Annotated in this window: 19 protein-coding genes; 10 read left to right on the top strand and 9 right to left on the bottom strand. The window is 61.3% G+C overall.

Going from position 1 to position 19106, the window contains the following annotated elements; all coding sequences use genetic code 11:
* Position 1 precedes the first annotated feature (1 nt).
* Entirely contained in the window at positions 2–1840 is a 1839-nt protein-coding gene (gene ilvD, locus ACFOGH_RS03235) for a dihydroxy-acid dehydratase (protein WP_380071618.1), read from the bottom strand.
* Between the two features lie 236 nt (positions 1841–2076).
* Positions 2077–3057: a hypothetical protein gene (locus tag ACFOGH_RS03230; RefSeq protein ID WP_380071617.1), complete on the bottom strand. Its 981-nt coding sequence runs from the start codon at positions 3055–3057 to the stop codon at positions 2077–2079.
* 253 nt (positions 3058–3310) lie between these two features.
* On the opposite strand from ACFOGH_RS03230, the gene ACFOGH_RS03225 reads away from it, so the two are divergent.
* The 6 genes from ACFOGH_RS03225 to ACFOGH_RS03200 all read left to right on the top strand — a co-directional run bounded on the left by ACFOGH_RS03225 (position 3311) and on the right by ACFOGH_RS03200 (position 8226).
* Positions 3311–4210, top strand: a complete 900-nt coding sequence (locus ACFOGH_RS03225) for a DMT family transporter (RefSeq protein ID WP_380071616.1) — start codon at positions 3311–3313, stop codon at positions 4208–4210.
* Entirely contained in the window at positions 4210–4800 is a 591-nt protein-coding gene (locus tag ACFOGH_RS03220) for an NAD(P)H-dependent oxidoreductase (RefSeq protein WP_380071615.1), read from the top strand. The genes ACFOGH_RS03225 and ACFOGH_RS03220 overlap by 1 nt, the downstream gene beginning before the upstream one ends.
* Positions 4801–4877: 77 nt before the next feature.
* The gene (gene surE / locus ACFOGH_RS03215; RefSeq protein WP_380071614.1) at positions 4878–5663 is read left to right on the top strand and encodes a 5'/3'-nucleotidase SurE; all 786 of its coding nucleotides are present in this window, start codon (positions 4878–4880) and stop codon (positions 5661–5663) included.
* Positions 5660–6325: a protein-L-isoaspartate(D-aspartate) O-methyltransferase gene (locus tag ACFOGH_RS03210; protein WP_380071613.1), complete on the top strand. Its 666-nt coding sequence runs from the start codon at positions 5660–5662 to the stop codon at positions 6323–6325. The genes surE and ACFOGH_RS03210 overlap by 4 nt, the downstream gene beginning before the upstream one ends.
* A gap of 47 nt (positions 6326–6372) precedes the next feature.
* Entirely contained in the window at positions 6373–7527 is a 1155-nt protein-coding gene (locus ACFOGH_RS03205) for a peptidoglycan DD-metalloendopeptidase family protein (protein ID WP_380071612.1), read from the top strand.
* Positions 7528–7809: 282 nt separating this feature from the next.
* Entirely contained in the window at positions 7810–8226 is a 417-nt protein-coding gene (locus ACFOGH_RS03200) for a GNAT family N-acetyltransferase (protein ID WP_380071611.1), read from the top strand.
* 257 nt (positions 8227–8483) lie between these two features.
* On the opposite strand, the gene ACFOGH_RS03195 is transcribed toward ACFOGH_RS03200, so the two are convergent.
* The 5 genes from ACFOGH_RS03195 to tatA all read right to left on the bottom strand — a co-directional run bounded on the left by ACFOGH_RS03195 (position 8484) and on the right by tatA (position 12472).
* Positions 8484–9755, bottom strand: coding sequence for a hemolysin family protein (locus ACFOGH_RS03195; RefSeq protein ID WP_380071610.1), 1272 nt, complete (start codon positions 9753–9755; stop codon positions 8484–8486).
* A gap of 42 nt (positions 9756–9797) precedes the next feature.
* Positions 9798–10631, bottom strand: coding sequence for an ATP-binding protein (locus tag ACFOGH_RS03190; protein ID WP_380071609.1), 834 nt, complete (start codon positions 10629–10631; stop codon positions 9798–9800).
* On the bottom strand, positions 10628–11482 hold the full coding sequence (gene tatC, locus ACFOGH_RS03185; RefSeq protein WP_380071608.1) for a twin-arginine translocase subunit TatC: 855 nt from the start codon (positions 11480–11482) through the stop codon (positions 10628–10630). The genes ACFOGH_RS03190 and tatC overlap by 4 nt, the downstream gene beginning before the upstream one ends.
* A complete protein-coding gene (tatB, locus tag ACFOGH_RS03180; RefSeq protein WP_380071607.1) occupies positions 11479–12165 on the bottom strand; it encodes a Sec-independent protein translocase protein TatB in 687 nt (228 codons plus the stop codon). The genes tatC and tatB overlap by 4 nt, the downstream gene beginning before the upstream one ends.
* A 79-nt stretch (positions 12166–12244) precedes the next feature.
* A complete protein-coding gene (gene tatA, locus ACFOGH_RS03175) occupies positions 12245–12472 on the bottom strand; it encodes a twin-arginine translocase TatA/TatE family subunit (protein WP_380071606.1) in 228 nt (75 codons plus the stop codon).
* A 164-nt stretch (positions 12473–12636) separates the two neighbouring features.
* Between tatA and ACFOGH_RS03170 the strand changes: the two genes are divergently transcribed.
* Positions 12637–13326: a helix-turn-helix transcriptional regulator gene (locus tag ACFOGH_RS03170; RefSeq protein WP_380071605.1), complete on the top strand. Its 690-nt coding sequence runs from the start codon at positions 12637–12639 to the stop codon at positions 13324–13326.
* Positions 13327–13332: 6 nt separating this feature from the next.
* Here ACFOGH_RS03170 and ACFOGH_RS03165 read toward each other — a convergent pair whose 3' ends face one another.
* Complete coding sequence (locus ACFOGH_RS03165; RefSeq protein WP_380071604.1) at positions 13333–14448, bottom strand: ABC transporter ATP-binding protein; 1116 nt, start codon at positions 14446–14448, stop codon at positions 13333–13335.
* Between the two features lie 57 nt (positions 14449–14505).
* On the bottom strand, positions 14506–15282 hold the full coding sequence (locus tag ACFOGH_RS03160) for an SDR family oxidoreductase (RefSeq protein WP_380071603.1): 777 nt from the start codon (positions 15280–15282) through the stop codon (positions 14506–14508).
* Between the two features lie 180 nt (positions 15283–15462).
* On the opposite strand from ACFOGH_RS03160, the gene ACFOGH_RS03155 reads away from it, so the two are divergent.
* The 3 genes from ACFOGH_RS03155 to ACFOGH_RS03145 all read left to right on the top strand — a co-directional run bounded on the left by ACFOGH_RS03155 (position 15463) and on the right by ACFOGH_RS03145 (position 19073).
* The gene (locus ACFOGH_RS03155; protein WP_380071602.1) at positions 15463–16479 is read left to right on the top strand and encodes a Hint domain-containing protein; all 1017 of its coding nucleotides are present in this window, start codon (positions 15463–15465) and stop codon (positions 16477–16479) included.
* A gap of 32 nt (positions 16480–16511) precedes the next feature.
* Positions 16512–18110 carry a peptide chain release factor 3 gene (locus ACFOGH_RS03150; protein WP_380071601.1) on the top strand — a complete coding sequence of 533 codons (1599 nt, stop codon included), beginning with the start codon at positions 16512–16514 and terminating at the stop codon, positions 18108–18110.
* A gap of 66 nt (positions 18111–18176) precedes the next feature.
* A complete protein-coding gene (locus tag ACFOGH_RS03145) occupies positions 18177–19073 on the top strand; it encodes a DMT family transporter (protein ID WP_380071599.1) in 897 nt (298 codons plus the stop codon).
* Positions 19074–19106 lie beyond the last annotated feature (33 nt).

Raw genomic sequence — 19106 nt, 5'->3', positions numbered from 1 at the left:
GTTATTCGTCCGGCAACTGCCGCACAGCCCCGGTCGCAGCCGAGGTCGCGAACAACCCATAAGCCCGCAACGCCTGTGACACTTTGCGCGGCCGCGGCTTGGCAGGTTTCCAGCCCTTGGCATCCTGCGCCGCGCGACGTTTTGCCAGATCAGCTTCTGACACCGCCAGATGAATGGTGCGCGCCGGGATGTTGATCTCGATCCGGTCGCCTTCTTCCACCAGCCCGATCAGCCCGCCAGACGCTGCCTCGGGCGAGACGTGGCCAATCGACAGGCCCGAAGTGCCGCCCGAGAACCGCCCATCGGTCAGCAGCGCGCAGGCTTTACCAAGGCCCTTGGATTTCAGATACGAGGTCGGATACAGCATCTCTTGCATCCCCGGCCCGCCCTTCGGCCCCTCATAGCGGATCACCAGCACATCGCCTTCCTTGATCCAGTTCGACAAGATCGCCTCGACAGCGGCATTCTGGCTTTCAAACACCCGCGCAGGGCCCGCGAACACCAGAATGGATTCATCTACCCCGGCAGTTTTGACGATGCAGCCATCGGGCGCGATGTTGCCCTTGAGCACCGCAAGCCCGCCTTCGGTGGAAAACGCGTGCTTGACCGAGCGGATGACGCCCTTCTCACGATCCAGATCCAGATTGCGGAAACGGTTGTTGGTGGAAAATGCCACAGTCGTGCGCACGCCACCTGGCGCGGCCATATAGAAATCGCGCACCGCCTGATGATTGGTGCGGCTGATGTCCCAATGATCCAGCGCCGCCCCCATCGTCGGCGCGTGAATGGTCGGGCAATCGCGGTTCAACAGGCCTGCATTGTCCAACTGGCCCAGAATTGCCATGATGCCACCCGCGCGGTGGACATCCTCCATATGCACATCCTGCTTCGCCGGGGCCACTTTGCACAGGCAGGGCACGCGGCGGCTCAACTGGTCGATATCGTCCTGATTGAAGTCAATGCCGCCCTCACGCGCGGCCGCAAGGATATGCAGGATGGTGTTGGTCGAGCCACCCATCGCGATATCGAGCGCCATCGCATTCTCAAACGCGGCTTTCGAGGCGACGTTGCGCGGCAGCACCGAGGCATCGTTCTGTTCGTAATACCGCTTGGTGATATCGACAATCAGATGCCCGGCTTCGACAAACAGCCGCTTGCGGTCAGCATGGGTGGCAAGGGTCGAACCATTGCCCGGCAGCGACAGCCCCAGAGCCTCGGTCAGACAGTTCATCGAATTGGCGGTGAACATACCCGAGCACGACCCGCAAGTCGGGCAAGCTTCCTTCTCGATCGCATCCACCTCGGCATCGGTGTAGGCATCATCTGCCGCCACCACCATCGCATCAACCAGATCCAGCGCCAGTTCGCGGCCCTTCACAAACGCCTTGCCCGCTTCCATTGGCCCGCCCGAGACGAACACCACCGGAATGTTCAACCGCATCGCCGCCATCAACATGCCGGGGGTGATCTTGTCGCAGTTGGAAATGCACACCATCGCATCGGCGCAATGCGCGTTGACCATGTATTCCACGCTATCGGCGATCAACTCACGCGAGGGCAGGCTATAGAGCATCCCGTCATGCCCCATCGCAATGCCATCATCGACCGCGATGGTGTTGAATTCCTTGGCCACGCCGCCCGCAGCCTCGACCTCGCGCGCCACCATTTGACCCAAATCTTTCAAGTGCACATGGCCGGGAACGAACTGGGTGAACGAGTTCACAATCGCAATGATCGGCTTGCCGAAATCGCCATCCTTCATCCCCGTCGCCCGCCAAAGCCCGCGCGCCCCCGCCATATTGCGGCCGTGAGTGGTGGTTCTGGAACGATAAACAGGCATGGCTGATCCTCATAGCTTTAGCGTCCCGCATCGCGCGCAGGAGTTCGGACACCTTCATGCCCCCTGCACCGTCTGGCTTCAAGGGCGCAATCACACGCGAGGGCCACCCCGCCACAGATAATCCGCAACGCCGCCAGCAGCCTCAAGCCGCCCCGGACCCGATCCGGGGCCTCACCCTGTCCACCTAACCATATCAAGCAAACCTCCCATTCGTCAGGTCGGAACAACCGCGTGGCTTATTCCACCTGCACTTCGCAGACCCGCGCTTGCAGGTCATCCGAATTGTTCAGCAAGACAATCGAGGTTGTGCCCGGCGCTATGCCTTTTAAGATCGGCATCTGCGCCACCTTGTCAAATCCGCTTGAAGCCACAATTTTGGGGTCGCCCAATGCGTATTCGTCCACTTCAAAAGCGCGGCCTTCCCGCTTTTCGATTTGCAGCGTCACAACCTCACCAACGGCCAGTCGCGTCGGCTTGCCGTCGCTCGCCGTGCAGAGGTCTTTCTCATCAACCTGCGCTGATCCGTCAATTCCCGGCGCGGGGGCGACCCTGACAGGGCAAAGATTGGCAAGAAGCGTGCCATCGCTATTGCGCGGGAACCAACCGATCATGGAAACACCGGCCGCGAAGCCAATCGGCATGATCTTACGCTGCGACAGCGTGGACCCATCGATCACTTGATACGGTCCAAACACAAACTCCTCCGAGTCCTTCGGCGTTTCCCAAACCTGCGCGTGGCCAACCATCAACTGCGGTTGCCCTGCAACCAGCTTCAGATCGCAATCACCGACTTGCAGCGCCTCGATGTCTTCCAAATCAGGATCATAGGGCACGATGTTGACAATGCAGTGATAAACCACGCCTTCTGGGCCTCGCAGAAATTCAATCTGCGCCATAGGTGACTTGCTAGGCCACTTCGCATTGAACGCTCTGTCGATCAGCACGCCCAGCCCGTTTCTCGCCGTCGCCCACGCTTGCAAATCCGATCCCGACACTTTGACATCATCATAGGCAACAGGCGCATAAACCATGCCGGGCATCCCAAACATCCATTGCCCTCCCGGCCCGAGATTGGTCTTGCAGATCGGCAAAGTGTCAAGCGCAGCAGACTGGGTTTGCCCAAGCATCGGAACATTGCTCAAGATAAAAAGACCTGCTGCAACGATGATCAAGTTGGCAAGGTTGCGCCAACCCCATCTTGAGGATTCAACAGCCATAGCAGATCCAATTCCTTGATTCACCATGACATTTTCTCCGCTGGAAAGGCGCCCACTTTTCTGATCGCCTAAGTTATGTTTGTGGCGATATCCGGGCGAAGCGCATTTGATTTCCAATTTTGGGGCGGACTGGTATCAGGATGTACTTCTGGGATTCAGAAATTTGCCCTCCAAATCCACCCCTCCCGCTGTCGCCCGCAGACCTTCCCCCTGCCCGCCGATCCGCTATAACCACGGGCAGAGGAGTTCCCCCATGACCACCGCCCGCGCGCCGCTGTCCACCCGCAACCCGCAAGCCTATGGCTTTGTCGTCACCGTTCTGGGCGTGCTGTTCTTCTTCCCCGACGTGCTGGTGGTGCGGCTGATCCAGGCTGACACTATGACCATCGCGGTCTGGCGCGGGGTTGCGGCTTTTGTCGCCACCGCGCTTGCGCTCGGGCTGTTTGGCCGCGAGACATTGCCGAACTGGTGGGAACTGCTGCGCTGGCCCTCGCTGGCGATGATCTTTTTGCAGGGCGTGGGCTCGGTGTTCTTTCTTGCCTCGTTGGGGCAAACCTCGGCGGCCAATGCGCTGTTGATCCTTGCCACCGCCCCGTTCATCGCCGCGATGATGTCATGGGCGGTGCTGCGTGAGCGCATTGACGCCGCCACCTGGGGTGCCATTGTGGGCGTGTTTGGCGGCGTTGGCATCATCGCGGCGGGCAGTTTGGGCGGCGGGCATCTGTCGGGCGATCTGTTTGCGCTGGCCAATGCCGTGGTGATCGCCGCCTATTATGTGGTGATACGCATGGCCCCCTCGGGCAATCTGATGCCCTCGATCGCGCTTGGCTATCTGCTGACCTCGCTGATCGCGCTGCCCTTCGCCCCGATGGAGGTGCTGAGCCTGCCGCAATACGGCCTGATCGCCATCTCTGGTGGCGTGATACTGGCGGGCGGCTGTTTCCTGTTGCAGATCGGCCCGCGCTATCTGCCTGCCGCCGAAGTCTCGATGATCACCATGCTGGAGGTGATCGCGGGCCCGCTGCTGGTCTGGCTGTTCATCGGCGAGAATCCGGGGCTGAAAACCCTGATCGGCGGCAGCGTCATTCTGGCGGTGATCACCGGGCACACGCTGGTGAAACTGGCGCAAAGCCAACGCGGCCAGCCCGCCTGATGCGGCTGCTGTTCGTCTATGCCCATCCCGATGCGGCCAGCTACACCGCCGCCTGCCGCGATACGGCGCTGCAAGCTGCCCATGCGGCGGGCCATGCGGTTAAACTGATCGACCTTTACGCCGAGAGCTTCGCGCCTGCACTGAGTGCCGAGGAATGGCGCAGCTACCCCGACCCCGACGCCATCCCCGACGAACTGACGCCTCATATCGAAGCCCTGCAATGGGCCGAGGGCCTGATCCTGATCCATCCGACATGGTGGAGCGGCCCGCCCGCCATCCTGAAAGGCTGGTGTGATCGCGTCTTGCGCCCCGGTGTGGCCTTCCACGTGCACGGCAATGCGCTGCGACCCGGTCTGCCCAACATCCGGCTTTTGGGCGTGATCACCAGCCTTGGCGCGACCCGCCTGCAATACAATTTGCTGCTGGGTGCCCCCGGCAAACGCCAGCTTTTGCGAGGCTTGCGCGCCTGCACCAACCGCCGCTGCAAAACCCTGTGGCTGCCCGATTACGCGATAGACGCCAGCACCGAAGCCAGCCGCGCGGCTCAGCTTGCGAAAATAGCGGCACGCATAGCACAGATTGCGGTTTAACCGCGCCCGCACACCAGCAGTGCTTGAAGCGCAGCCCCCGAACCGCTATCAATGCGCCATAATAAAAAGGCAGACCGATGCGCATTCTGATCACCAACGACGACGGCATCAATGCCCCCGGCCTTGTCACCCTGACCCGCATCGCACAAGAACTTGCTGGCCCGAAGGGTGAGGTCTGGACAGTCGCGCCCGCGTTTGAGCAATCCGGCGTCGGCCATTGCATCAGCTACACCCATCCGATGATCAACGCCAAACTCGCCGACCGCCGCTATGCCGTCGAAGGCTCGCCCGCCGATTGCGTGCTGGCCGGGGTTTATGATGTGCTGGAAGGGGCCAAGCCCGATCTGGTGCTGTCGGGCGTCAACCGTGGCAACAACTCGGCCGAGAACGTGCTTTACTCCGGCACCATCGGCGCCGCGATGGAGGCCGCTCTGCACGGCATCCCCGCGATTGCGCTGTCGCAATACATGGGCCGCGACACTGAAGAGCTTGACGACCCGTTTGAGGCCGCCGCCACCCATGGCGCGAAGATCATCCGCGCGCTGCTCGACAAAGGCATCTGGACCACCGACGACTACCGCATCTTCTACAACGTCAACTTTCCGCCTTGCGCCGCCAAGGCCGTGAAGGGCCACAAGGTTGCCCCGCAAGGCTTCCGCCGTGATACCAATTTCGGCATCCAGCCCTACACCGCGCCTTCCGGCAAACGCTTTCTCTGGATCAAGGGCGGGCCGCAGCACACGCCCACCTTGCCCGGAACAGATGCTGCGGTAAATCTGGATGGCTACATCTCGATCACGCCGCTGCGCTGCGATCTGACCGCACATGACACGCTATCCGATCTGACGGAGCGGCTGGGATGATGGAACACGGCACGCCCGAAAATGAGTCGGCGGCCGAGCGCAAGATGCGATTTCTGTTTGCCCTGCGCTCCAAAGGCGTCACCGACGCCCGTGTGCTGTCCGCGATGGAGCGGGTGGATCGCGGCCAGTTCGTGCGCGGTCTGTTCGCCGAGCGTGCCTATGAGGATATGCCGCTGCCCATCGCCTGTGGTCAGACCATCAGCCAGCCCTCTGTGGTGGCGCTGATGACGCAGGCGCTGAACCTCAGCCCGCGCGATACCGTGCTCGAGGTCGGCACCGGATCTGGATATCAGGCCGCCATTCTCGCCCATCTCGCCCGCCGGGTTTACACCGTGGATCGCCACCGCCGCCTCGTGCGTGAGGCGCAGGAATTGTTCCGCGACATGGGCCTTGTCAACATCGTGGCGATGACAGCCGACGGCAGCTATGGCTTGCCCGATCAAGCGCCGTTTGATCGCATTATCGTGACAGCCGCCGCCGAAGACCCGCCCGGCCCGCTCTTGGCGCAGTTGAAAACCGGCGGTATCATGGTGGTGCCGGTCGGCCAATCTGATACAGTGCAGCACCTGATCAAAGTCACCCGGCTTGAGTCAGGCTATGATTACGAAGAACTTCGCCCGGTGCGCTTTGTGCCACTGGTCGAGGGGATTAGTGCCGATTAATACGCAACAAGACGCCCGGAACAACTGGGCAAACGACAGAGGCAAGCATGACCCTTTCGCGCCTTCCCATTCTTGGCCTTTCCGCAGTGCTGATGGTTTCGGCATGTAGCAACAGCCGCCCGTTCGACTGGGATCTGCGCGCGGGCAAAGGATCGCTCGATACCTCTGACGCTGCCCTGCGCGCCACCGATCCGCGCCCGCAGGCCGATGCGCGCGGCGTGCTGTCTTACCCGACCTATCAGGCCGCCGTGGCCCGTAGCGGTGATACCGTCGCTGCCGTCGCTGGCCGGGTTGGCATCCCCGCAGACGAGCTTGCCAAGTACAACGGCCTGAAGCCCACCGACAGCCTGCGCGAAGGCGAAACCCTCGCCCTGCCCAGCCGCGTCGCCGCAGCGCCCACCGCCACCGCCAGCACTGCAGCCCCCGGTTCGGTGGATGTTTCCTCGATCGCGACCACGGCGCTTGACCGCGTCGGCACCACCACACCCGCAGCCACCGCGACCAAGCCCAGCAAAGCGGCTGGCAGCGAACCCATCCGCCATCAGGTCAAACGCGGCGAAACCGCGTTCTCGATTGCGCGGATCTACAACATCTCGGCACGCTCGATTGCCGATTGGAATGGTCTCGGCCCCGATCTGGAAGTGCGCGAGGGCCAATATCTGATCATCCCGACCGCAAACTCGGCCCCGCCCGTGAAAGACCCGGTCGCTGTTACCACCCCGCCCGGTTCCGGCTCGCCCACACCCGAACCACCTTCGGCGAAAAAACCGCTGCCGGATGAGAAACCCGCCAAGGCCAGCGAGAAACCCGCACCCGCCGCCGACTTGGGCAAAGACCGCACCGCCGCTTCGGCGTCGAAATTCACCATGCCAGTCAGCGGCAAGATCATCCGCGCCTATGCCAAGAAGAAAAATGACGGCATCGACATCGCCGCCGCTGCGGGCAGTTCTGTGAAAGCCGCCGCTGATGGCACCGTCGCCGCGATCACGAAAGACACCCAAGGCACACCGATTGTGGTGATCCGCCACGCAGATGGCATCCTGACAGTTTACGCGGGCGTCGATGGCCTGAAGGTGGCCAAGGGTGACAAGGTAAGCAAAGGCCAAGGCATCGCCGTGGTCCGCGCAGGCGATCCGGCCTTCGTGCACTTTGAGATCCGCAAGGGCGTCGATTCCGTCGATCCGATGGCATATTTGCAGTAAGGCGAAAGGCGCCCCGTCAAGGGGCGCTGCGCATCGGTCTTAGTCGTAGTGCCAGACCTGACTGGGCGTCAAATCATTGCCCGTCTTGCGAGACTCATAGGCAAAGCCCGCGTCGCGCCGCCCACCCTGCAGAGTTCGGGAGCATCCCTCTGTTTCGCACGGTTGCATATCCCGCTCGTCCAGTAAGCGTCTGGTCGCTTTCCGCCCTTTGCCGTCATTCGACAAGTTCAGTAACCTGCTGTCTCTGCAAGCGTAATCTATAACCCGATGAGGAAGCCGATCATGGCAGAACTGGCCTACACGGTCGTCAAGCGGACGCCTACTGCAACCGAATATCTGCACCTTCGCGCGGCGGCGGGTTTGAGCCCATTCTCCGAGGAAGCCGCCTCAAGGGGCTTGGCGGGCACTCTTTTCGCCGTTGTGCTTGAGCAGGAGGATCGCGTTGTGGGCATGGGCAGGTTGATCGGAGATGGGGGCTGCTTCTTTCAGATCGTTGATATTGCCGTGATCCCGTCCGATCAGGGACAAGGGCTGGGTAAGACGATCATGCGCGAGTTGATGGAATTCGTAACAGGCCACCTACCTGCGTCAGCCTATGTCAGCCTCATCGCCGACGTTCCCGCAAATCGGCTTTATGAAAAGTTTGGCTTTGTTGAAACAGCGCCTCGGTCTCTCGGGATGGCGCGCCGGGTAGGATAATCGAACGGCGTCTTCGTCCGCACAGCTGGCGCCATTGCATACTAAGGCCCGAACATCACCACGATCCGCTCAATCTGTCCTGCCTACGCCCACTTTGATGCGGGCAATGGCATTCTTTGGCTAGGTCGTTGCTTCTGAAACATCGCTGCCAAAGACACCCCGCTATGCGCCAAACGCTAACACCCTATTAGCCTTAACAAAAACCGTCCCGAATAACCCAATAAAAACAATGGTCCCGAGTTGGGACCATTGAAAAATCAGACCTCGCTGACCAAAATCTTGTCAATCCGCAGCCCATCGAGGTCGATGACCTCAAACTTATGGCCCTCGGCCACAAAGATATCGCCCAGCACCGGCATCCGCCGCAACTGGTGCAGCACCAGCCCCGCCACGGTGTCATATTCCCCCGCCAAGGCACGCGACAATCCCAGCCGGTCGCAGAATTCATCCGCAGGCATCCAGCCCGACACCAGCAAGCTGCCATCCGCCCGCACCAGCAAAGCAGGCTCATCCGCATCGGCCGAGCTTTCCGCCCCGGTGATCGCCTCCAGCACGTCATCGGTGGTGATGATGCCCTCGAAATGGCCATATTCATCATAGACCAGCGCGATGTGATGCACCGATTTATGCAGCACCACCAAAGCATCCAAAGCATCCGCCTGATCCGACACCACCGGCACATCCACCACCAGCGCGCGCAGATCCAGCGCTTCCCGCCGCGACACCACGTTGAACACGTCGGCCAGCGTCACGATCCCCACCACCTCACCGCTCTCGCGGCTTTGCACCAGCATCCGCGGCCGTGCGATTTTGCGGATCATTGCCACCGCCTCGGCACTGGTCGCCTCAAGGTCCAGCATCTGCACCTCATGCCGGGGCGTCATCAGCGCGCGTGCGGTGCGGTCGCCAAGCCGCATGACGCCCGCCATCATCTCGCGCTCGCCATCCTCCAGCACGCCGCCTTCATGCGCCTCGGACAGCAGGCTGTGGACCTCTTCCTCTGTCACCTTGTTGCCCATATCGCCGCGCTGGCCCAGCAGCCACAGCACCGATTTGCCCGACCAATCGAGCAGCCACACCACCGGCGTCGTCACCGTGCTCAGCACCGCCATCGCCGGTGCCACCCGGATCGCCACCCCTTCGGCATTGCGCAGGGCAAGCTGTTTTGGCACCAACTCGCCAATGATCAGCGAGACATAGGTGATCGTCACCACCACCCCACCGACCCCAAAGGTCGATGCCCAATCGGCATCCACGCCGAGGCTGATCAACCAGTTGGTCAGCCGCAAGCCCAAGGTGGCCCCCGACAAGGCCCCCGACAGAACGCCGACCATGGTGATGCCGATCTGAACGGTTGACAAAAACCGCCCCGGATTCTCGGCCAGCCGCAAAGCCGCCGCAGCGCCTTTGCTTTTCGACTCCAGCGATTTCAGCCGTGCAGGCCGCGCCGAGACGATCGCCATTTCAGACATCGACAAGACGCCGTTCAAAACGATCAGCGCCAGCAGAACAAGGATTTCTATAATCATGATGCCGCTAAGATCAGGCCCACACGCAGAAATGGCAAGGGGTCACAAAGAAACCCCGTGACGTGCGGCCAGATCGCAGAAAAATTGCCACGCCACCCGGCCCGAGCGGCTGCCGCGCGTGGCCTGCCATTCAATCGCCTCGGCGCGCAGCGTGTCAGGTGCCACCGTCACACCGTAAGCATCGGCATAGCCCTGGATCATCGCCAGATATTCATCCTGAGAGCAGGGATGAAAGCCCAGCCACAACCCGAACCGATCCGACAGCGACACCTTTTCCTCGACCGCCTCGCCGGGGGTGATCGCGGTGGACCGTTCATTCTCGATCATATCGCGCGGCATCAGATGGCGACGGTTCGAGGTGGCGTAAAGCAGGACATTGTCGGGTCGCCCTTCGATACCGCCATCCAGCACGGCTTTCAGCGATTTGTAGTGCTGATCGTCATGGCTGAATGACAGATCGTCGCAGAACAGGATGAACTGATAGGGTGCGGCGCGCAGATGCGCCAGCAAGCGCTGCACTGAGGGCAGGTCTTCGCGCGAAAGCTCAACGATCTTCAGATCATGGCCCTCGGCCCGCACCGCCGCATGGATCGCCTTGACCAGAGAGGATTTCCCCATCCCGCGCGCGCCCCAAAGCAGCGCATTGTTGGCAGGCAGTCCGCGCGCAAAATGCCGGGTGTTTTCCAGCAGCGTATCGCGCGCGCGATCCACGCCGATCAGCAGTCCGATATCGACGCGCGACACGCGCTTGACCGGCTCCAGCCGATCCGGCCCGGTATGCCAGGCAAAGGCCTCGGCGCTGAAATCGGGCGCGGGCATTGCCGCAGGCGCCAGACGCTCCAGCGCCTCGGCGATCCGTATCAGCGCATCGGTCATTCTTCTTCGTCCACCCAAGTGCCATCGGCGCGGGCTTCGGCCTCACGCTTTTTCTCGAACCCAGCGATCAGCCAGATCGAAAGCTCGTAAAGCGGATAGACAGCGAAGAACATGATCAACTGGCTCATTACATCGGGCGGCGTTGCCACGGCGGCAATCGAGAGGATCGCCACAACGGCATATTTCCGCGTCGCGCGCAGACCACCAGATGAGATCATCCCCGCCTTACCCATCAGCGTCAGCAACACGGGCAATTGGAAGCACAGGCCAAAGGCCATGATGAACTGCATGGTCAGCGATAGAAAGCTTTCGACCGATCCCTGATAAAGCACGCCTGCCGCAGGGCTGGTGATAGAGGGGGCCACTGGCGGCGCGCCGGGATTCATCGCCTGTGAGAAATCACCCTGATACGACAGGAAGAAGTGGAATGCCCCCGGCAGGATCATGAAATAGGCAAAGGCTGCCCCGGCGATGAACATCGCAGGCGAGGCCACCAAGAATGGCAGGAACGCGCTTTTCTCATTGCGATAAAGACCCGGTGCCACGAAACGCCACAATTGAAAGGCGATCACCGGGAAAGACATCGCAAAGCCGGCCCAGACTGCGATCTTGACCGCAACGAAGAAGCCTTCCTGCAATTTGATCAACACGAATTGGCATTTCTGGCCGTAATCAGCCATGGCGTTGCACATCGGGATCGACAGCACGTGAAAGATCGGAATCCACAAAAGATAGCCGACCAGACAGGCCACGCCCAACACCGCCACCGAGATCAAGATGCGGTTGCGCAACTCTTTCAGATGTTCGATCAGCGGCGCTGCGCTGGCATCCACCTCATCCGTATGGCTCATGCTTCATCCGCCTTCTTGGTCTTGCGCGGGGCGCGCGGCTTTGGAGCAGGTTTTGATTCTGCAGCGACTTCCGCAGGAACAACTTCGGCTGCGGCAACGGACTTGCGCACGCGCGGCTTGACCGCCGGTTTCACCTCTGCCTTGCTGGCAGCGATGCCAGTGTTCACCGCAGCAGTATCCACCGCTTTCAACTTTTCGGCGGTTTCGGCAAGGATCGCCTTTTTCGCCGCCTGCTTATCCATCAAGGCCTGAGTTTCCGGCCCGATGATCTTGGGTTCTGGCTGACTGGCTTCGGCCACTTCGGCAACGACTGGCGCGTTTGGATCAGGGATCGCGGCAGGCGTGGTCACTACGGGGCGCGCGCCAACACTTGCGGCCGAGGTCGGCTTGGCGGCGTTCTTGATCGGATCCCATTTTTCGAACCGATCTGCGGCCTCTTTGACCTTGTTCAAGCCAAGGCTTTTGGCCGAGGTGACGGCTTTCAGATCATCCGCTACATCCTTTACGCCGCTGTCCTGTGCCGCCTGCTCCATCGCGCGTGAGAATTCGCGCGACATCTGCCGCAGCTTGGCGGTAAACCGACCCAACTGCCGAAACATATCCGGCAAATCCTCTGGCCCGATCACAATCAGCGCCACGATGCCGATCAGCACCAATTCGGCCCAGCCGATATCCCCAAACATCTAGAATGCCCCTTCGCGGCGTCCGGCCTTAGCGGCCCTGCATCAGACAGACATCAGATTGCGGCCGAAGCCGCAAGCCTCAGACCTTGTCTTTATCGGTGCCAACCGGCACGTCCACCGGGGTCACATCGCGTGCAGCCTTGGCCGCCGCTTCTTTTTCGATCTCGGTGGTGCCATCCGACACGCCCTTCTTGAACGCGGTGATGCCGCGACCGAATTCGCCCATCAGGTTCGAGACTTTGCCTTTGCCAAACAGCACAAGCACAACGATCGCCACCACCAGCAGGTGCAAGGGGCTCAGATGCATGATAATCCTCCATAAAGCCGCCACGCGGCAGGTCCGGCACTGACTTAGGCAGGGAACCGCGCGAAATGAAACCGGAAATGGGCCTTGGATAGCGGCTTTACGGCCAGATAGCTGACAGCTATATGTCAGTTGCTCTCCCTGCAAAACTGGTATTCAGGCACCGCATGCGCCGCACCGACCGGCTGTTCGATCTGATTCAAATCCTGCGTGACGGTCGCCTGCACCGCGCGTCGGAAATTTCCGAACGCCTGGGCGTGTCGATCCGCACGATTTGGCGCGACATGAACACGCTGATGGCCTCTGGCCTGCCGGTCGAGGGTGAGCGTGGCGTGGGCTACATCCTGCGCGCGCCGATCACCTTGCCGCCGATGATCCTGAACGCGGTGGAGTTAGAGGCGTTGCGGCTGGGCTTGCGGCTGGCGAGCGAAGGCGGCGACCCGGCACTGGCGAAGGCCGCACGCGCGCTGGCCAAGCGGATTGCAGCCGTGACGCCCGCGCCGACGCAAGACCCCGGTGATCTCTTCGCCTTCCCCGGCCCCTTGGACAATCGCGCGCCGAAACACCTGCCGATGCTGCGCCGCGCCATCAAGGCACACGAGCGGGTAACGATCACTTATATCGACCCACGCGGGACCGAGAGCCACCGTGACATCCGGCCGTTGGCGCTGGAGAAACATGCAAAAATCTCGACTCTCGCTGCGTTTTGTGAAGTGCGCGGCGATTTTCGCAGCTTTCGGGTGGATCGCATCGTCGCTGTTTCCGCTACCGGAGAGCGGTTTCCCGACGAGCCCGGTCGCGGCCTGCTCGATTATCACGCCCGGCTGCAAGCCGAGACTCTGCGCCAGCAGAGTTGAAGCAGGCTAGCAGGCCGGAAACACATAGCAACGGTCGCGCCGGATCATCAGCCACAACGGCGTGTCGGCTTTCGGCAGAAACACCCCCGGCACCGAGGCCGTCAGGACCGAGCCGTCAAAATCCATGCGGAACTCAACAAGGCTGGCATGGCCCAGATAGCGCGCGCGCAACACCGTGCCCCGCGCAGGGGTACCTTCAGACATGGTCGGATACGGCCCGCGTCCGGCGCGATCAAAGTCGATCTTCAGATGCTGGGGACGGATGACAATGTCCACTTCAGCGCCATCCAGATGGCCGGGCGTCAGAAAAGCGCCAAAGGGTGTTTCCGTCAGCGCCCCTTTAGAAATACCCCGTATCACATTGATATCACTGAAAAATGCCGCCGCCGCGCGATCTACGGGCGCGTTATACACATTATAGGGCGCGCCGCGCTGCACGATACGCCCGTCGCGCATCAGGGCGATTTCATCCGCCATCCGCATCGCCTCTTCCGGCTCATGCGTTACCAACAGCACCGCAGCGCCTTCGGCCTTCAACACCGCAAGCGTGGCGTCGCGAATCCCGTCGCGCAGGCGGTTGTCGAGGCCGGAAAACGGCTCGTCCATCAGCATCACGCGCGGGCGCGGGGCAAGCGCGCGCGCCAATGCCACGCGCTGCTGCTCACCGCCCGAAAGTTCGTGCGGATGCTTCACGCCAAAGCCGGAAAGGTTCACCTTTTCAAGCAGTTCATCAACGCGGCGCATCTTGGCAGCCTTGTCGCCTGCCAGACCAAATGCCACATTTCCTGCCACCGTCAGATGCGGGAACAGCGCGAAATCCTGGAACATCAAACCAACACCGCGCGCCTCTGGCGGCAGGTTCGCACTTGGCCCAAACACGTCGTGCCCGTCGATCTGGATGCGCCCATTATCAGGCGTCTCCACACCGGCAATCATCCGCAGCGTCGTGGATTTGCCGCAGCCCGAAGGGCCAAGCAAGCACGTCACCTGCCCCGCAGCAACCTGCAATGAGACATCAGACACCACCGCGCGCGCCGCAAAGGCACGGGTCAACCCCGTCACTTCAAGACGGTGCGGTGTGTCCAAAAGCGCAGATGCGGCTGTCTCAGATGCGGGGGGCATGATCATCCTGACGGTTTTTCTCGCCTTTCCTAACAGCGGCGCTTGCCCCCGACAAGTTCACATTGTCGCGTTCATCGCCCCGCCATCCAGCAAGATGTTCTGGCCAATCATATAGCCCGCGTATTGGCTGCACATGAACGCACAGGTCGCGCCGAACTCTGCCGCAGTGCCATACCGCCGCGCCGGGATGGTTGCCGAACGCTCGGCTTGTGCTTCTTCCATCGTGATGCCTCGCGCCTTGACCACGCCCGCATCCAGCGAAACCGCACGATCCGTCGCATGAATACCCGGCAGCAAGTTATTGATCACAACGCCAAAAGGGGCAACCTGCCGCGCGGTGCCGCCGACATATCCCGTCAGACCGGCCCGCGCCGCGTTCGACAAGCCAAGCTGCGGGATCGGCGATTTCACCGATTGCGAGGTGATGTTGACGACGCGCCCCCAGCCTTTGGCGATCATCCCCGGCAGCAGCGCCTTCATCAGCGCAATCGGGGTCAGCATATTGGCGTCCAGCGCCTTGATGAAATCGGCGCGCTCCCAATCTGACCAGATGCCGGGGGGCGGCCCACCGGCATTCGTCACCAGAATATCCACATCACCCGCCGCCGCCAGCACCGCAGCGCGGCCCTCGTCCGAGGTGATATCCGCCGCAACCGCCACCACGTTCACGCCAAAGCCGCGCAGTTCTGCGGCTGTAGCCTCCAAAGCCTCGGCCCCGCGCGCGTTGATCACCAGATCAACCCCGGCCTCGGCCAAAGCCACAGCACAACCACGCCCCAAACCTTTGGACGCCGCACAGACCAGCGCGCGCTTTCCCTTAATGCCCAGATCCATCGCTATATCTCCTTGTTTGCGCCAACCTAACAGCCGATCTGGCGCAGCGTAAGACTTAGCCTTCGGCAGATTTTTTGCCGACAGCCAAATTTTCACCCCATTTGCACGTTCTACTGGCTTGAGCCTGTGTCGCCGCCGCGCCATATGCTGTGTTCAGCCATAGACGGTAGCCTTATAAGCATGACAGTTCGACTAACCCCGTCCACCCCCGGCCACGCCTGTCAGGTTCTGCCAGCGGACGCGATCTATGTGATCAACGGGGTAAACATCAACGACGGCCTGCATGGCCCGGACGAGGTCTGCCCCGGCGATATCTACACGCTGGATGAAAGCCAGCAGCCGCTGCGGCTGGTGGTGACACGGGCCGAGGGGCAGCCGCGCGTCGGCGAAGGTTCTGCCGTTGGCGAAGTCGGCGATCCGCTGCGCTTTGATGCACGCTATACGATGATGAGCAGCGACGGCGATCAGGTTGACTTGGTGCTGATCGCCTTACCCGACGGCGCACGCTGCGTGCTGCCGCTGTCGCCGATGTCGGGCTTGAACGATTACACCCTGCTGAAGGTGGATGATGCGCCACAAGACAGCGGGTTGGCCGATCTGCTGTGCGTTTCGTTTGCGCGCGGCACGATGATCACCTTGGCCTCGGGGCAGCAGCGCGCGATTGAAACCCTGAAAATCGGCGACAAGGTGCTGACCCGTGACCACGGCGGGCAAGAAATCCGCTGGATCGGCTCGACCACCCTGCGCGCCGTCGGGGCCTTTGCGCCGGTGGTGATCACTGCAGGCACTTTGGGCAATTCGGGCGATCTGCTGGTCAGCCAGCATCACCGCATGTTTCTTTACCAGCGTCAGCGCACCCCAGGCATTGCCACGTCTGAATTGCTGGTGCAGGCGCGCTATTTGGTGGATGGCAAAGCGGTGTTCATTCAGGAAGGCGGCTTTGTCGATTTCTTCAGCATCGTGTTCGATCATCACGAGATAATCTATGCCGAGGGTGTGCCCGCCGAAAGCCTGATGGTCAATGATGCCACCGTGCATCGCCTGCCGGTGGAACTGGCCGAGGATGTGAAAGCGCGGTTTCCGGGCCTGTCGCAGAACCAGCATTTCGGCACCGAGGCCGGGCGGCAGTTTCTGGACAGCATCGGGCCAGAGGCCCTGTTCAAGACGCCTCGCACCACACCCGCGCGGCAACGCTAGACCTGAGCGCCGCTTTCAGCTACAGCGCGGCCATGCTTGACAATCGCCCGACCCTCCCGCCCGAAATCGCCCGCCGCCGGACCTTTGCGATTATTTCGCACCCCGACGCTGGCAAAACCACGCTGACCGAGAAATTCCTGCTGTTTGGTGGCGCGATCCAGATGGCGGGACAGGTGCGCGCGAAGGGCGAAGCGCGGCGAACGCGGTCTGACTTCATGAAGATGGAGCAAGAGCGCGGGATTTCGGTCTCGGCCTCTGCGATGTCGTTCGATTTCCGGCAGTATCGCTTCAACCTTGTGGATACCCCCGGCCACTCGGATTTCTCGGAAGATACTTACCGCACCCTGACGGCGGTGGATGCGGCGATCATGGTGATTGACGGCGCTAAGGGCGTCGAAAGCCAGACGCAAAAGCTGTTCGAGGTCTGCCGGATGCGCGACCTGCCGATCCTGACCTTCTGTAACAAGATGGACCGCGAAAGCCGCGACACTTTCGACATCATTGATGAGATTCAGGAGAATCTGGCGATTGATGTGACGCCAGCATCTTGGCCTATCGGCATGGGCCGCGATTTTGTCGGCGCTTATGATCTGCTGCACGACCGCCTTGAAATCATGGACCGCGCCGACCGCAACAAGGTTGCCGAGACCATCCAGATCTCGGGCCTGGATGATCCGAAACTCGCCGATCACATCGCGCCGGAGCAGTTGAAGACCCTGCGCGAAGAACTTGAAATGGCGCGCGAATTGCTGCCTGCATTTGATCGCAAAGCCTTCCTGAATGGCTCTTTGACCCCGATCTGGTTCGGCTCGGCGATCAATTCCTTTGGCGTCAAGGAACTGATGGACGGCATGGGCGAATACGGCCCGGAACCACAGCCGCAAAAGGCGCAGGAACGCGCGATTGCGCCCGAAGAACAGCCCGTGACTGGCTTTGTGTTCAAGGTGCAGGCCAATATGGACCCCAAGCACCGCGACCGCGTGGCGTTTGTGCGCATGGCCTCGGGGCATTTTGAACGCGGCATGAAACTGCTGCATGTGCGCTCGAAAAAGCAGATGGCCATCGCAAACCCGGTGATGTTCCTCGCCGCCGACCGTGAACTGGCCGAGGAGGCTTGGGCGGGCGACATCATCGGCATCCCGAACCATGGCCAGCTTCGCATCGGCGATGCGCTGACCGAAGGCGAGGCTTTGCGCTTTACCGGCATCCCGTCGTTTGCGCCGGAACTGCTGCAGGTGGTGCGCGCGGGCGATCCGATGAAGGCCAAGCATCTGGAAAAGGCACTGATGCAATTCGCCGAGGAAGGCGCTGCGAAAGTGTTCAAGCCGATGATCGGTTCGGGCTTTATCGTCGGCGTCGTCGGCCAGTTGCAGTTTGAAGTGCTGGCCAGCCGGATCGAGCAGGAATACTCCCTCCCCGTCCGCTTTGAGCCGTCACAATTCACCTCGGCCCGCTGGGTGTCTGGGGCAAAGGCCGAGGTCGATAAATTCGTCAACGTCAACAAAGGCCATATCGCCTTGGACAATGACGGCGACACGGTTTTCCTGACCCGGCTGAAATGGGACATCGACCGCATTGAGCGCGACTACCCCGAAGTCAAGCTGACCGCGACCAAGGAAATGATGGTTTAAGCATCGCCGTTCTTGAAGTGTTCCAGAAATCTGCCTAAACATCGGGCAGATTCTGGAGATTTTGTGATGGCCCTGCCCTTGCACGAACTTGCCGCCTTGGGCACTGCGACCTGTTGGGCCACCACCGGGCTTTTTGCCGCCGACGCTGTGCGCAGCCTTGGCGCGTTTCATTTCAACCTGATCCGACAGGTGTTTGTCACCCTGCTGTTGGCGCTGATCGTGCTGGCCACGGTGGGGTTTGGCGTGCCGGATCGCGGCGCCCTGATAACTTTGGCGATTTCTGGCGTGGTTGGCATCCTATTGGGGGACACACTCAACTTTGCCGCCGTGGGTCGCATTGGCCCGCGTCGTGCAGGGGCAGTGTTTGCCCTGAATGCCCCGATGGCCGCCGTGATGGGTTGGGCTCTGTTGGGTGAGGCGCTGCCTTGGCGCGCAGTGTTTGGCATCGGGCTGACCGCCAGCGGTGTGGCCTTGGCGATCCTCGGTCGCCCCAGCGCAAATGCGCACCGGCTTGAGACGCTTCAAGGCACCGCGATCATCGGCATTCTGTTCGGATTGGGGGCCGCTTTTGGTCAGGCAGCCGGATCGCTGATTGCCCGCCCAGTTATGGTGACAGGCATTGATCCCTACCTTGCATCGCTGTTTCGCGTTGGGGCCTCTGGCCTTGTCATGGGCGCACTTGCCGTCACACCATTGGCTCCGCCTGCGCCGAAACTGACCGTCAAGCCGCTGCTATGGACCGCCGCCATTGCCTTCGTCGGCCTGTTGGTCGGCATGACACTGTTCCTCTATGCGCTGCAAGGCTCGCAAACCGGGATCATCGCGACGCTTTCCGCCACCTCGCCAGTAATCATCCTGCCGCTGCTGTGGCTGCGCACTGGGCAGCGGCCAACGGCGCTCAGTTGGGCGGGGGCCGGGCTGGCAGTCTTGGGGCTGGGTCTGATTTTCTCGCGGTTCTCTTAAATTTTTCAACCTGGCAGCTTGCTCTATTTTGCC

The sequence above is a fragment of the Cypionkella sinensis genome, from assembly GCF_042646385.1.
GTDB lineage: Bacteria > Pseudomonadota > Alphaproteobacteria > Rhodobacterales > Rhodobacteraceae > Cypionkella > Cypionkella sinensis.
Note: the sequence above shows the minus strand (reverse complement) of the source record. Positions and strands in the feature narration are given on the sequence as shown.